The sequence below is a fragment of the Streptomyces mirabilis genome, assembly GCF_018310535.1.
In the GTDB taxonomy this organism is placed as follows: Bacteria; Actinomycetota; Actinomycetes; order Streptomycetales; family Streptomycetaceae; genus Streptomyces.
This window is the reverse complement of sequence record NZ_CP074102.1, coordinates 5,951,406-5,965,160: the sequence shown is the minus strand read 5'-3', so window position 1 is coordinate 5,965,160 and position 13,755 is coordinate 5,951,406. Positions and strand designations below refer to the sequence as shown.

Sequence of the window (13,755 nt, the reverse complement as noted above, 5' to 3'; positions counted from 1 at the left end):
CAAGCCCGTTGGCAGGTGCCCCTGGCACTAGCATGAACCCCTGCCAACCACCGTGCCGTGGCTTTGGGCCGGTGCGGGAACGACTCGGCGGCCGGGGGATCGCGTGACGCAGGAGTTCAGCTACCGCTGGGGCCATTCCGCACTCACCGCCGATTTCGATCTGGACGGCCGCACACCCCGCCTGGTCCGGCTGACCGTGCCCGGTGAACCGGAGCCCAAGAACGCCGCCGAGGCCGCCGGGGCCGCGCTGCCGCTCGTCGACGTGACCCTCCTCGGACAGGGCACCGGCTGGTCCGGACCGCACTTCACCGGAACGGCGCTCGGGCAGCGCCTGACCCACCGCGCCCACCATGCGGCGTACGGCGACGGCTGGCACCACCTCACCGTCCAACTCCAGGACAGGCGGGGTGGTCTGACCGTCTTCGTCGAGTACTCCTCACCGGACGCGGTGCCCGTGCTGCGTGCCCGCGTCCGACTCCGCAACGACGGCGACACGCCCGTCACCGTGCGCTCCGTGAGCAGTCTGCTGCTGGGCGCGCTGCCTTCACCCGACGTACTCGACGTGCACCGGGCGCGCAACGACTGGCTCGCCGAATGCCGTTGGTACGCCGAGGAGTTGCGGGAGTCCGTGCCCGACGTCGGCCGGGCGTTCCACGGGCACGACGGGCGGGCCGGGTTGCGGCTCGCCGGGCGCGGGAGCCGGCCCACCGACGGGCATCTGGCGATGGGCGCGCTCACCGACCGCACCGACGGGCGCTGCTGGCTCTGGCAGATCGAGTCCGCCGCGAGCTGGCTGTGGGAGGCGGGCGAGGCGGACCACCACACGTACCTCTCCCTGAGCGGTCCGACCGCGGACGACCACCAGTGGCGTCACGTCCTGTCCCCCGGCGCGGAGTTCGTCTCCGAGTACGCGGCCCTCGCGCTCGGCGACGGCTTCGAGGGAGCGCTCACCGCGCTGACCGACTACCGCCGCCGAATCCGTCGCCCGCACCCCGACCACGACCGGCTCCCCATCGTCTTCAACGACTGCATGAACACCCTCATGGGCGACCCGACCACCGAGAGGCTGCCGCCGCTGATCGACGCGGCGGCCGAGGCGGGCGCGGAGTACTTCTGCGTCGACGCCGGGTGGTACGACGACGAGGGCGGGGACGGGGACGGGGATGGGGACACGGGCGGGGACGGCGGCGGGGACTGGTGGGACAGTGTCGGCGCCTGGCTGCCGTCGGAGCGGCGCTTCCCCGGCCCCGGCGGCCTCCACGCCGTGCTCGACCGGATCCGGGAGCGCGGGATGGTGCCGGGGCTGTGGCTGGAACCGGAGGTGATCGGCGTCCGCAGTCCGCTCGCCACCGAGCTGCCGGGCGAGGCCTTCCTGCGCCACGAAGGCGGTGTGCGCGTCACCGAACAGGGCCGCCACCAGCTGGACCTGACGCATCCGGCCGCCCGCGCGCACCTCGACCGGACGGTCGACCGGCTCGTCGGCGAATGGGGCGTGGGCTATCTCAAGCTCGACTACGACATCACCACCTCCGCGCCCGGGCTCCTCGACCACACGCGCGCCTGGCTGTCCTGGCTGTCGGCCGTCCTGGACCGCCACCCGGCTCTGGTCGTCGAGAACTGCGGTTCGGGCGGGCTGCGCATGGACGGCGCGTCACTGGCCGTGGCCCAGCTCCAGTCCACCTCCGACCAGCAGGACCCGCTGCGCTACCCGCCCATCGCGGCCGCCGCGCCGACCGCGGTGCCGCCCGAGCAGGGGGCCGTGTGGGCGTACCCGCAGCCGGAGTTCACGGACGAGGAGATCGCCTTCACCCTCGGCTCGGCGCTGTTGGGGCGGGTTCACCTCTCCGGGCGTCTGGACCGCATGACACCACACCAACTGGGCCTCGTGCAGGAGGCGTTGGTGACGTACAAGGCCGTCCGGAGCGATCTGTGCCAGTCGGTGCCGTTCTGGCCGCTGGGGCTGCCGGGGTGGCGGGACGCGTGGGTGGCGCTGGGTATGCGGGTGCCGTTCCTCGACACCACATATGTGCTGGTGTGGCGCAGGGCGGGCGACGGCCTCGAAGCAGCCCTGCCCGTGGCGCACTTGGCGGGCCGGGAGGTGCGGGCCGACGTACTGCACGGGTCGGCGGGGCCGGTGGTGTGGGACGGGTCGGCACTGCGGGTGACGTTGCCGCAGGCTCCGGCGGTGCTTCTGACGCGGCTCACCGTGTAGCGGTCACCTGGGCGAGCGCGCTCCTCCTGTCTCCGGGGACGCGTGCGGCGGGACCGAGGCGTTCGTCCGGGGCGAGGAGTCGGTGTCGGCCGGGGACGAGGGGTTCGTCGGGGACAGGGAGTTCGTCGGGGACGGGGGGGGTCCGAGGGACTCGACGAGCACGAGTTGATCCCGAGCCCCGGAGCGGCCCCCGCACCCGCGCCGCCCAGCGCGAGGAGACGGCGCCGGGTGATGTCGCTGTCGGTCATGGCGGGACCCTAGGGCGGCCCGGGGCGCGACCGTGGGGGCGCGCGGAGTCACGCGGACTCGCCACCCGCACGAGTGGGCTCCTCAAGGACAGGTGCGCCCGTGCCCTCAAGGACGGATGTGCCAGTCCCCGCCCTCGATGAGCGTGCCGCCGGCCCGCAGCCGCGCGGCGACGGCGGGGGCGGCCACGTACACCCAGGCCCGTACGGCCGTGCCGTCCGCGCGGGTCACCTCCCGCGCCACCCGCTCGTACAGGTTGCGGGGGTCGCCCGGCACGTACTCCTCCAGCCGGTCGAGCGCGCCGAGCAACTGCCCGTACGCCTCCGGGAGCGCGGTGACCAACTCCCCGCGCACGACACCTCCGGGCTCCTCGACGGCGTAGGGATATCCGGGCCCTTCGTACAGCACGGCTCCCCGCATCCGTCCGGGCTCCTCCGACTCCGTACGTCCGCGGAGGAACAGGTCGTGGTTGTGCCCACCGGGGCGCAGGGTGCCGTAGACGAAGAAGGGGACGATCACTCGGCGGTCTCCTCCGCCACGGTCTCCTCCGTCACGCTCTCCGCCTCCATGCTCTCCTCCGCCACGGTCTCCTCCTCGACCCACCGCAGATAGTCCGCGCTCCCCCGGACGACGGGCGTCGCGATGATCTCGGGGGTGTCGTAGTCGTGCGCCGCGAGGAGATACGCCTCCAGCGCGTCGTACCGCGCACCCGTCGTCTTGAACAGCACCTGCCACTCGCTCGCCGTCTCCACCGCCCCCTTCCACCGGTAGACGGACGTCACCGGCCCGGTGATCTGCGCGCATGCCGCGGCCCGCGCCTCGACCGCACCGCGTGCGAGCGCCTCCGCCTTCTCGGGGGCGTCGGTCGTGGTCAGCACGGTCAGCCAGGCAGCCGTCCCAGCGGCCGTTCCGGTGCCCGCCCCGGCGGCCATCTCCATGATCGTCTCCTTTCGTGAGGGTGCAGAAACGATTCTCGCCGCACCTCGCGCACATCACGCACGCGCTATGGACATGACATGTCATGGACCTTTAACTCTGATTCGACATCAGCGCCCCCACGCGTCTGAGCGCCCCTCCCCGAGGAGACCGATGAGTCGGATCCGGATACGGCAGACCCGAGGTACCCGACCTCACACCCGAGGCTCCCGCCTGGCCGCGGCCGGTGTGGCCGCGGCCGCCACCGCCCTGCTGGCGGCCGCACTTACCCCCACCGCGGGCGCCGCCGGCCGGCCCAGCCGCGCCACCGCGATCGACAACGCCGCCGCGGCCCTGGTGAAGGAGGCCGCCCGGCTGGGCCTGACCTCCGCCGAGGGCACCAGCGTCCGTGACGTGGTTGTCGACGCGAACGGCGACCAGCATGTGCGCTACGACCGTACGTACCGGGAACTGCCGGTCCTGGGCGGCGACTTCGTGGTGCACCTCGACCCCGACGGCTCCTACCGCGGAGCGAACCGGGCCACCTCCCGCGACCTCTCCGTGCCCACCACCAGGCCCGCGCTCGCCGCCCCCGAGGCCGCCGACCTGGCCACCGCCGCGCTGCGCGCCGCGCACCTCGGCGAGACGCTGAAGAAGGTGACGGCCAAGCCCCAGCTCGTCGTGGACGCCCTGCACGGCGCGCCCCGGCTGGCCTGGCGCACCAACGTGGTGGGCCAGGACTCGCTGGGCAACCCGGTCGCCCGCACGGTGCTGACCGACGCCCGCACCGGGCGGCAGATCGACGCGTGGGACAGCATCGAGACGGCGACGGGTGACGGCCAGTCCCTCTACAGCGGCACGGTCGCGCTCGAGACGACCCTGTCCGGATCGACGTACCAGCTCAAGGACCCGACGCGCGGAAACACGTACACGGGCGACGCGGCGAACAAGACGGACCTGTGCATCTTCGGGGTCTGCGTCAGCCGCGCCCCGGCGACCCTCTTCACGGACGCCGACAACCACTGGGGAACCGGGGCGGCTTCGGACCGTTCCTCGGCCGCGGTCGACGCCCAGTACGGCACGAACGAGACCTGGGACTACTACAAGAACGTCCACGGCCGTACCGGCATCGCGGGCGACGGCAAGGGCTCGTTCAACCGCGTCCACTACGGCAGCAACTACAACAACGCGTTCTGGGACGACAGTTGCTTCTGCATGACGTACGGGGACGGTGACGGGACCACGCTCGGGCCGCTGGTCGCGCTCGACGTGGCCGGTCACGAGATGTCCCACGGTGTCACGTCGAAGACGGCGGCGCTGACGTACTCGGGAGAGTCCGGCGGTCTGAACGAGGCGACCTCCGACATCTTCGGCACGCTGGTGGAGTTCTACGCGCACAACTCCACCGACCCCGGGGACTATCTGATCGGCGAGAAGATCGTCCGCTCCGGCTTCGGCAAGGCGGCCCTGCGGTTCATGGACCGGCCCTCCAAGGACGGCAACTCGGCGGACTGCTGGAGCTCCTCGGTCGGCAATCTCGACGTCCACTACTCGTCCGGTGTCGCGAACCACTTCGCGTACCTGCTCGCCGAGGGCAGTGGCGCGAAGACCATCAACGGGGTCAGCTACAACTCCCCCACCTGCAACAACTCGACGGTCACCGGCATCGGCCGGGACAAGCTCGGTGCGATCTGGTACCGCGCGCTGACGGTCTACATGACGTCCTCGACGAACTACGCGGGCGCGCGGACGGCGACGCTGAGCGCTGCGAAGGACCTGTACGGGGCCGGGAGCACGGAGTACAACGCGGTGGCGGCGGCCTGGTCCGCGGTGTCCGTGAGCTGAACGTCGGGCGCCCGGAAGGGCCTCGACCGGCAGCCCCGGCGCGTGCGGCACACGCTCGCGCCGGGGCAGCGGGAGCGGTCGGGGACAGGCTCAACCATCCTTGAGGTCAAGGTATCTCCCACCCGCCCCCCGTCACCCGTTCGCACCCCCGCCCTGCGCTCTTCGGGTTCTTTGCCGCGACACACCAGTCGTACGCCGGTGACCTGCGGGAACGCCATCGATCCGGACCCTCGGACACTCCCGCCCCGCGCCCTTTTCCGGTATTTGTGATGCTCCGTCAGGAAGCGGACCGAGCCGACTGCCACTTACCTCGGAAGGGCAGGGGCACGACCGACACAGCGGCACTTGGGGGTGCCGCCGGCCGCGCCCCCTCGGAGGAGCACAGCCATGCGACGCACAGCCCGTCTGCTGACCGGTACCGCGCTCGCCGTCGCCGCGGTGGGCCTCGCCACCGCGCCCGCGTACGGCGGGTCCACGGAGAGCCTGGAGGTGTTTCCCTCCACCGTCATCCCGGGTACCGACGTCACCGTCAACACGGCGGCGTGCGGCGCGGACGGCACCGCAACGGGTGACGCCAGCGCGGTCGGCGCGGGCATCTTCATGCTCGCCCCCAGCGCCCACGAACAGGACGCGATCGGCCAGTTCAAGGTGCCGCCGAGCGCCCAGCCGGGGACGTACGAGATCGTCGCGAAGTGCTCCCACGGCCGACAGGTCACCGGCGACCTGATCGTGAACCTGACCGCCACACGCGAACAGATCCATCTGCCGCGTGGGCATGTGAACACGGGGGTCGGCGGCGCACTCGGCACCGACCCCGTGCAGACCGCGGCGGGAGTGGCGGCCCTGGCCGTCGCCGCCGCGGGCGGTACCTGGCTCCTGCATCGCCGGGCGAGAGGCGACGGGATCTGACGGACACCCTCCGCTGTCCGTCCGCCGGTACCGCCGTCCCCTCCCCCTCCGTGGCCCGACGCCCCTCGCGGCCCGGAGGGGGAAGGGGACCCACCCCGACCACGACCACAACCACCGTCACGGCCACAACCGCACAACCCCTGACCCCGAGAGGAGGCTCACATGCGCCGGGTCAGCAACACCGTCATAGCTTCCGTCACCGTGGTCGCCCTCTGCTCAGGGACCTGGCTGCTGTACAACGGCACGCAGGTCCACCCACCGCCCCAGCCCTCCGCCGCCCAGGCCGGCACCGGCGACGCCCTCCCGCAGGGTGCCCCCGCGCTCCGCCACTCCCCGCCCGAGCGCATCCGCATCCCCTCCATCGGCGTGAACGCCCCGCTGATGGGCCTCGGCCTCACCCCGCAGGGCAGCCTGGACGTCCCGCCCGCCGGGCAGAAGAACCTCGCGGGCTGGTACCAGGCCGGCACCACCCCCGGCGAGCGGGGCACCGCCATCGTCGCGGGCCACGTCGACAACGCCAACGGCCCCGCCGTCTTCTACAACCTCGGCGCCCTCAAGAAGGGCAGCGCCATCGAGGTGGCACGCCGCGACGGCGGCACCGCGCTCTTCGCCGTCGACGCCGTCGAGGTGTACGCCGCCCGCGACTTCCCGGACGAGAAGGTGTACGGCGCCGCGTCCCGCCCCGAACTGCGTGTCATCACCTGCGGCGGCGACTACTCGAAGGCCACCGGGTACCAGGGGAACGTGGTCGTCTTCGCCCACCTCACCGGCAGCCGCTGACCGGCATCCGCGGCGCCTACGCGATCCACTGCTGGTACGCCAGATTCGCCACCAGCGCGAACACCACCGTCAGCAGCACCACCCGGACGAACCCGCTGCCCCTCTTGAGCGCGGTGTGCGCCCCCACCGTGCCGCCCACCAGGTTGAACACGGCCATCAGCGCGGCCAGTTGCCAGTACACGGTGCCCTTCCAGGCGAAGGTCGCGAGGGCGCCCGCGTTGGTGCAGCAGTTGACGATCTTCGCGGTGGCGGAGGCGGTCACCAGGTCGAAGTGGAGCAGCGCGGTCAGCGCCAGGACGAGGAACGTACCCGTGCCGGGGCCGATGAGCCCGTCGTAGAAGCCGATCCCGAGGCCCGCGAGCCCGATCGCGGCCAGCACGCGCCGCGCGGAGACGGGCTCGGTCGAGGGCGCCGTACCGAAGGCGGGCCGCAGCATCACGAAGGTCCCGACGCCGAGCAGCACCACCATGACCACCGGCTTCAGCACGTCCGTACTCATCCCGGCGGCCACGAAGGCACCGGCCGTGGAGCCGGCCAGCGCCGCGAGCCCGATCCGCACGGCCAGCCGCACATCCACCGGCGCCTTGCGCGCGTACGTCACCGCCGCGCCGGTCGTCCCGACGATCGCGACCGCCTTGTTCGTCCCGAGCGCGTACGCCGCCGGTGTGCCGGCCGGCAGTCCGAGCAGCATCGCGGGGAGCAGAAGCAGCCCGCCACCGCCCACCACGGCGTCGATCCAGCCCGCCGCGAGGGAGGCGAGGCAGAGCACAACGACGACGGTCAGCGATATGTCGGGCATGATCGCGACCCTATGTGACGGTCACCGAGTCCAGGTAGCGCAGGACCGCCAGCACCCTTCGGTGCCCGGTGCCCGACGGCGGCAGGTCGAGCTTCGTGAAGATGTTGGCGATGTGCTTCTCCACCGCGCGTTCCGAGACGGTGAAGGCGCCGGCGATCGACTGGTTGGTCCGGCCCTCGGCCATCAGGGCGAGCACCTCGCGCTCGCGCGGTGTGAGCCTGTCGAGGGCGGTGGCGCGCCGGCTCGCGCCGAAGAGCTGCGCGACGACCTCGGGGTCGAGGGCGGTGCCGCCCCCGGCGACCCGTTCCATGGCGTCCACGAACTCGCCGATGTCGACGACCCGTTCCTTCAACAGATAGCCGATCCCGGCCGGGTCGGCGAGCAGTTGCCGGGCGTACGTCGTCTCCACGTACTGCGAGAGGATCAGCACCCCGGTGCCTGGGTGTTCCTTGCGCAGCCGTACGGCCGCCCGTACGCCCTCGTCGGTCTGCGTGGGCGGCAGCCTGATGTCGACGACGGCGACGTCCGGACGGTGCTCGGCCACGGCGGCGAGCAGCGTCTCGGCGTCCCCGACGGCCGCCGCGACCTCCACGTCCCGCAGCCGCAGCAGTTGGACCAGCCCGTCACGCAGGAGGGCGGAGTCCTCGGCGATGACGACGCGCATGTGATCCCCGTGATCGTCAGTAGGGAAGTTCGGTCAAGAGGAAGGCTCGGCCGGCCGGGAAGTTCGGCCAGGCGGAAAGCTCGGTCAGCAGGGAAGTTCGACCGTGACCACCGTAGGGCCTCCCGGCGGGCTGTCGCAGGTGAGTGTGCCGTCGACGGTCCGGGCGCGGGCCAGCAGCCCGGTCAGGCCCGAGCCCGCGCCGATCACCGCTCCCCCGCGTCCGTCGTCGCGCACGCTCAGCCGCAGCAGTCCGCCCCGGGCGCTCACGGTCACCGCGGCGCCGCTCGCCCCGCTGTGTTTGGTGGCGTTGGCGAGGAGTTCGGCAGCGCAGAAGTACGCGATCGACTCGACGGCCGGGCTCGGGCGGTCCGTGATGTCGGCAGCGACCTCGACGGGCAGTGCGCTGTCGGCGGCGAGGGTGGCCAGGGCGGTGTCCAGGCCCTGGTCCAGTACGGGAGGGTGGATGCCCTTCACCAGATGGCGCAGGTCGGCGATGGCCTGGGTCGCGTTGCCCCGTGCGGTGTCGACGACGGCGAGGAGCCGCTCCGGGGAGGCCCCCGCGCCGATCAGCTCCCTGATCATCGTGAGGTGCATCGCGAGGCCGACGAGCCGGGCCTGCGTCCCGTCGTGCAGGTCGCGTTCGATCCGGCGCAGGGTCGCCGCGGCGTCGTCCACGGCCTGGGCGCGGGTCTCCTCCAGGGTGCGGATGCGGCGGTCGGCGGGGTCGGGGCCGAGCAGCGCGGTGAGCAGCGCCCGGTGCGGGGCGAGGGCCTGGCGCAGCAGCCAGGACGCGGTGGTGAGGAGCAGCAGCCCGAGGGCCAGCGGGATCAGCCAACGCGGCCAGGAGTCGACCTGGAATCCGAAGAACTCCAGCGACACCCGGTGCGTCGTGCCGTCGCTCGCCCGCCGGGTGTCGTAGTTCCACCGCTTGAGGAGGGGGTGGAGGGTGAGCAGGACGCCGTAGACGTAGCCGATGACGACGGCGGCGTACCCGAAGACGGCGGTGAACGGGGTGGTCAGCGCGCAGGCGACGGCGCGCCACCCGTTCCGGTCACCGAGCAGCGCCCGCCGCCAGCCCAGGATCCCGGCACCCTCGCGGCGCTCCGGCTCCTCGATCTCCATCCCCAACAGGCCCCGGGCGAGGGCGCGTTGGAGCCTGCCGAGCGCCAGCGCGCCGCGTACGGTGACGGCGATCAGCCACAGTCCCAGCGTGGTCACGGACAGCACGCCACCGACCAACAGCCCCACGAAGGTGAGGACGAACCCGACCAGGGCGAGGGGGAAGGCGATCAGCCCGTAGAGGAACGTCGCGAGGGCCTTCCGCCCGAAGGGGAAGGCCGCGAGTGCGCGGAGGCGGTTGCGAAGGCCGTTGCGGAGGCGGTGCATGGCGTCAACCTAGGAGAGGAGCGCCGCGGCGAGGCGGAGCTGGACGGCAGCCAGGGCCCGGCCGAGCCATGGCATGAGCAGCAGGAAGCCGAACCCCCCGACGATCGCGTGGAACGTCCAGGCTCCCGCGAAGGTCGGCCCTCCCCACGCGTCGGAGTAGTCGGAACCTGCGGCGCGCAACGGCCAGCCCAGGTTCATCGGCACCAGGGACCAGCCGTAGACGGTGACGGCCAGCACCAGGAGATTGAGGGGTACGGCGGCCGTGGCGTGAGCCAGTCCCCGCGCGGACCCGGACAGCTCCCGGCCCAGGAAACGGCGGACGAGCCCCCGCTGCCACCGCCCCGTCGGAGCGCCCAGCAGCGCCAGCGGGACGCAGAGCACTCCCACGGGGAACGCCAGCAGCGCGTACGCGACGCGGCGCCAGGTGCCCGCGGTGAACGCTTCGCGGACGAGCAGCCAGGCCCGTACGGCGGAGTCGTCACGGGGCGGCGGAGGCTGCGACTTCTGCTTCTTCTGCGGCGTCTGCCGGGACTTCTGCTGCGGCGTCTGCCGGGGCTTCTGCTGCGGCTTCTGCCGGGGCTTCTGCTGCGGCTTCTGCCGGGGCTTCTCGGAGATGGCCATGTTTCTGTCCCCCTGTTCGTGAGCCCGTGGAGCCCGCTGTTCGTCAGCGGGTGGATCCCGATGCCTCAAGGCTTCCGTGCCGGGGCGCCGCGATCGATCGTGCCCGCACGAGGACCGGGGGTTCGGTTGACCCCACCAAACCCTCACAACCGGGTGCCGCTCCCGCTGAGGGCAGCGTTCCTCCCGGGAAACAGCCGTGATGCGACCGGGTAACACCGGCGTCGCAGGCTGCGGTGCATGACCTCGAATGCGCCCGCTCCCTGACCCGGCCGGCCCTCGCCCTCGGCCCGGGAGGGAACCGCACCGCTCCCCCGCGGACAGCGCCCCGCTGCTCCACCTGCTCACCAACGACGGAGGCTCCTGAATGTCCACGGACACGACGATGACGACGGCGGCGAACGCCACCGACGGCAGCGCGCACACCATCGTGCTCGTCGGCCATGGCATGGTCGGCCAGCGCTTCCTCGAAGCGCTCGCCGAACGCGGCCTGACCGCCACGCACCGTGTGGTCGTGCTGTGCGAGGAGCCGCGCCCGGCGTACGACCGCGTCCGGCTCACCTCGTACTTCTCGGGCCGCACTCCGGAGGAACTCTCCCTCACCGACGCCGAGTTCATCACCGCGCACGGCATCGAACTGCACCTCGGCGACCCGGCGGAGACGATCGACCGGGAGGCCAGGCAGGTCACGGCGCGCTCGGGTCTGGTCATCACGTACGACACCCTGGTCCTCGCCACCGGCTCGTACCCCTTCGTCCCGCCGGTGCCCGGCAAGGACGCCGGGGGCTGCTTCGTGTACCGCACCATCGAGGACCTGCTCGCCATCGAGGAGTACGCGAAGGCGAGGGCGACGACCGGTGCGGTGGTCGGCGGCGGCCTGCTCGGACTCGAAGCCGCGGGCGCGCTGAAGGGGCTCGGACTGACCACGCACATCGTGGAGTTCGCGCCGCGTCTGATGCCCGTGCAGGTCGACGAGGGCGGCGGCGCGGCGCTCCTGCGCACCATCCAGGACATGGGCCTGACCGTGCACACGGGCACGGGCACCCAGGAGATCGTCACCGGCGACGACGGCGCCGTGACCGGGATGAAGCTCTCCGACGGCTCCGAACTCCCCACGGATCTCGTGGTGTTCTCGGCCGGCGTCCGCCCGCGCGACCAGCTCGCCCGCGACACCGGGCTCACGGTCGGCGAGCGTGGCGGCATCACGGTCGACGACCAGTGCCGCACCTCGGACCCGCACGTGTTCGCGATCGGCGAGTGCGCCCTCGCCTCGGACGGCCGGGTGTACGGCCTGGTCGCGCCCGGCTACGAGATGGCCGAGACGGCCGCCGCGACGATCGCCGCGGACGAGGCCAGCTTCACGGGCGCCGACCTCTCCACGAAGCTGAAGCTGCTCGGCGTCGACGTCGCGTCCTTCGGCGACGCGCACGGCGCCACCTCCGACTGCCTCGACGTCGTCTACTCCGACTCGCGCTCGGGCACGTACAAGAAGCTGGTCATCGGCCGTGACGGCGAACTGCTCGGCGGCATCCTCGTCGGCGACGCGGAGGCGTACGGCACCCTGCGGGCCTTCACCGGCTCCGTGCCGCCGATCGCCCCCGAGCAACTGGTGCTCCCGGCGGGCGCGGGCGCCCCGGTCGCGCTCGGCCCCTCCGCGCTCCCCGACTCCGCGGTCATCTGCTCCTGCCACAACGTCACCAAGGGCACGGTCCGCGGCGCGGTCACCGAGCACTCCTGCACCACCGTGCCCGAGGTCAAGAAGTGCACCAAGGCTGGTACGGGCTGCGGGAGTTGCGTCAAGGTCCTCGGCCAGCTCGTCAACGAGGAGCTGGAGGCGAGCGGCGTCGAGGTCGACCACGGACTGTGCGGCTGCTTCTCCCAGACCCGCGAGGAGCTGTACGAGATCGCCCTCGCGCTGCGCATCCCCTCCTTCCAGGTCCTGCTGGACCGCTACGGCCGTGAGGGCGCCCGGGGCGGCGAGGGCTGCGAGGTCTGCAAGCCGGCCGTCGCCTCGATCATCGCCTCCCTCGCCCCGACCATCGGCGCCAGCGGCTATGTCCTGGACGGCGAGCAGGCGGCCCTCCAGGACACCAACGACCATTTCCTCGCCAACCTCCAGAAGAACGGCTCGTATTCGATCGTGCCGCGCATCCCCGGCGGCGAGATCACCCCGGAGAAGCTGATCGTGATCGGCGAGGTGGCCCGGGACTTCGGTCTCTACACGAAGATCACGGGCGGCCAGCGCATCGACCTGTTCGGCGCGCGGGTCGAGCAACTCCCCCTCATCTGGGCAAGGCTGGTGGACGCGGGCTTCGAGTCGGGCCACGCCTACGGAAAGTCCCTGCGCACGGTCAAATCCTGCGTCGGCCAGACCTGGTGCCGCTACGGCGTCCAGGACTCCGTCCGCATGGCCATCGACCTGGAGCTGCGCTACCGGGGGCTGCGCTCCCCGCACAAGCTCAAGTCGGCGGTCTCCGGATGCGCCCGCGAGTGCGCCGAGGCCCAGTCCAAGGACTTCGGCATCATCGCCACAGCCGCCGGCTGGAACCTGTACGTCGGCGGCAACGGCGGCGCCACCCCGCGCCACGCGGACCTGCTCGCGCAGGACCTCTCGGACGCCGAACTCGTCCGCCTGATCGACCGGTTCCTGATGTTCTACATCCGCACCGCGGACCGCCTGGAGCGCACGTCGACCTGGCTGGAGCGGATTCCGGGCGGCCTGGACCACGTACGCGAGGTGGTCGTGGAGGACTCACTCGGCATCTGCGAGGAACTGGAGTCGCTGATGTCCGCGCATGTCGCCGCCTACCGCGACGAGTGGGCCGAGACCATCAACGACCCCGAGAAACTGGCCCGGTTCGTGTCCTTCGTGAACGCCCCGGACACCCCCGACCCGGTCGTCGGTTTCGTCCCCGAGCGCGACCAGATCAAGCCGGACCTGCCGCTGCTGAGCATCGGCCGCCGCCCCTCGGAAGCCCTGGAAGGAAGCGCCCAGCGATGACCCTGGCACCCGAAACGACCACCCTCACGGTCCAACTACGCCTGACGGACTCCTGGTTGGCCCTCTGCGACCTGTCCGCGCTGACGCCGGGCCGCGGAGTCGCCGCCCTGCTCCCGGACGGCGGCCAGGCGGCCGTCTTCCTCGACCGCGCGGGCCGGATGTACGCCATCGACAACCGCGATCCGTTCAGCGGCGCGGCGGTCCTCTCCCGCGGCCTGATCGGCTCCCACCAGGGCCGCCCGTTCGTGGCCTCGCCCCTGCTGAAGCAGCGCTTCGACCTGGAGTCGGGCCGGTGCCTGGACGACGAGACGGTACGGGTGACGACGTACGAGGTCCGGATTTCCTGACGGCCGTTTCCTGACCGCCACTTCTTGACGCCT

Annotated in this window: 12 protein-coding genes; 6 read left to right on the top strand and 6 right to left on the bottom strand. The window is 72.0% G+C overall.

Annotated elements, in window-relative coordinates; translation table 11 throughout:
- Positions 1 to 103 precede the first annotated feature (103 nt).
- Positions 104 to 2,212: an alpha-galactosidase gene (locus SMIR_RS26230; RefSeq protein WP_212727460.1), complete on the top strand. Its 2,109-nt coding sequence runs from the start codon at positions 104 to 106 to the stop codon at positions 2,210 to 2,212.
- A gap of 354 nt (positions 2,213 to 2,566) precedes the next feature.
- Here SMIR_RS26230 and SMIR_RS26225 read toward each other — a convergent pair whose 3' ends face one another.
- Positions 2,567 to 2,977 (bottom strand): gamma-glutamylcyclotransferase family protein, encoded by a 411-nt coding sequence (locus SMIR_RS26225; RefSeq protein ID WP_212727459.1) that lies wholly within the window; start codon positions 2,975 to 2,977, stop codon positions 2,567 to 2,569.
- Positions 2,974 to 3,390 (bottom strand): divalent-cation tolerance protein CutA, encoded by a 417-nt coding sequence (gene cutA / locus SMIR_RS26220; protein ID WP_212728418.1) that lies wholly within the window; start codon positions 3,388 to 3,390, stop codon positions 2,974 to 2,976. Before cutA ends, SMIR_RS26225 begins: the two co-directional genes overlap by 4 nt.
- A gap of 157 nt (positions 3,391 to 3,547) precedes the next feature.
- Between cutA and SMIR_RS26215 the strand changes: the two genes are divergently transcribed.
- The 3 genes from SMIR_RS26215 to SMIR_RS26205 all read left to right on the top strand — a co-directional run bounded on the left by SMIR_RS26215 (position 3,548) and on the right by SMIR_RS26205 (position 6,907).
- Positions 3,548 to 5,218, top strand: a complete 1,671-nt coding sequence (locus SMIR_RS26215) for a M4 family metallopeptidase (protein WP_168491270.1) — start codon at positions 3,548 to 3,550, stop codon at positions 5,216 to 5,218.
- A gap of 387 nt (positions 5,219 to 5,605) precedes the next feature.
- Positions 5,606 to 6,127, top strand: coding sequence for a GVDTG sorting domain-containing protein (locus SMIR_RS26210; protein ID WP_168491272.1), 522 nt, complete (start codon positions 5,606 to 5,608; stop codon positions 6,125 to 6,127).
- A gap of 162 nt (positions 6,128 to 6,289) precedes the next feature.
- Complete coding sequence (locus tag SMIR_RS26205; protein ID WP_168491274.1) at positions 6,290 to 6,907, top strand: class F sortase; 618 nt, start codon at positions 6,290 to 6,292, stop codon at positions 6,905 to 6,907.
- 16 nt (positions 6,908 to 6,923) lie between these two features.
- Here SMIR_RS26205 and SMIR_RS26200 read toward each other — a convergent pair whose 3' ends face one another.
- The 4 genes from SMIR_RS26200 to SMIR_RS26185 form a co-directional block, all read right to left on the bottom strand.
- Entirely contained in the window at positions 6,924 to 7,706 is a 783-nt protein-coding gene (locus SMIR_RS26200; RefSeq protein ID WP_168491276.1) for a sulfite exporter TauE/SafE family protein, read from the bottom strand.
- A gap of 10 nt (positions 7,707 to 7,716) precedes the next feature.
- Positions 7,717 to 8,370 carry a response regulator transcription factor gene (locus tag SMIR_RS26195; RefSeq protein ID WP_168491278.1) on the bottom strand — a complete coding sequence of 218 codons (654 nt, stop codon included), beginning with the start codon at positions 8,368 to 8,370 and terminating at the stop codon, positions 7,717 to 7,719.
- Positions 8,371 to 8,454: 84 nt separating this feature from the next.
- Complete coding sequence (locus tag SMIR_RS26190; RefSeq protein ID WP_212727458.1) at positions 8,455 to 9,756, bottom strand: sensor histidine kinase; 1,302 nt, start codon at positions 9,754 to 9,756, stop codon at positions 8,455 to 8,457.
- Positions 9,757 to 9,765: 9 nt separating this feature from the next.
- Positions 9,766 to 10,377 carry a hypothetical protein gene (locus tag SMIR_RS26185; protein ID WP_212727457.1) on the bottom strand — a complete coding sequence of 204 codons (612 nt, stop codon included), beginning with the start codon at positions 10,375 to 10,377 and terminating at the stop codon, positions 9,766 to 9,768.
- A gap of 364 nt (positions 10,378 to 10,741) precedes the next feature.
- Between SMIR_RS26185 and nirB the strand changes: the two genes are divergently transcribed.
- Complete coding sequence (nirB, locus tag SMIR_RS26180; RefSeq protein ID WP_249938482.1) at positions 10,742 to 13,375, top strand: nitrite reductase large subunit NirB; 2,634 nt, start codon at positions 10,742 to 10,744, stop codon at positions 13,373 to 13,375.
- Positions 13,372 to 13,722, top strand: a complete 351-nt coding sequence (gene nirD, locus SMIR_RS26175; RefSeq protein ID WP_075026754.1) for a nitrite reductase small subunit NirD — start codon at positions 13,372 to 13,374, stop codon at positions 13,720 to 13,722. Before nirB ends, nirD begins: the two co-directional genes overlap by 4 nt.
- The last annotated feature ends 33 nt before the right edge of the window (positions 13,723 to 13,755 follow it).

Coding starts and splice junctions, on each gene's coding strand:
- nirD (WP_075026754.1), top strand. CDS start 13,372: ATGACCCTGGCACCCGAAACGACCACCCTCACGGTCCAACTACGCCTG.
- SMIR_RS26205 (WP_168491274.1), top strand. CDS start 6,290: ATGCGCCGGGTCAGCAACACCGTCATAGCTTCCGTCACCGTGGTCGCC.
- SMIR_RS26185 (WP_212727457.1), bottom strand. CDS start 10,377: ATGGCCATCTCCGAGAAGCCCCGGCAGAAGCCGCAGCAGAAGCCCCGG.
- nirB (WP_249938482.1), top strand. CDS start 10,742: ATGTCCACGGACACGACGATGACGACGGCGGCGAACGCCACCGACGGC.
- SMIR_RS26200 (WP_168491276.1), bottom strand. CDS start 7,706: ATGCCCGACATATCGCTGACCGTCGTCGTTGTGCTCTGCCTCGCCTCC.
- cutA (WP_212728418.1), bottom strand. CDS start 3,390: ATGGCCGCCGGGGCGGGCACCGGAACGGCCGCTGGGACGGCTGCCTGG.
- SMIR_RS26190 (WP_212727458.1), bottom strand. CDS start 9,756: ATGCACCGCCTCCGCAACGGCCTTCGCAACCGCCTCCGCGCACTCGCG.
- SMIR_RS26195 (WP_168491278.1), bottom strand. CDS start 8,370: ATGCGCGTCGTCATCGCCGAGGACTCCGCCCTCCTGCGTGACGGGCTG.
- SMIR_RS26215 (WP_168491270.1), top strand. CDS start 3,548: ATGAGTCGGATCCGGATACGGCAGACCCGAGGTACCCGACCTCACACC.
- SMIR_RS26210 (WP_168491272.1), top strand. CDS start 5,606: ATGCGACGCACAGCCCGTCTGCTGACCGGTACCGCGCTCGCCGTCGCC.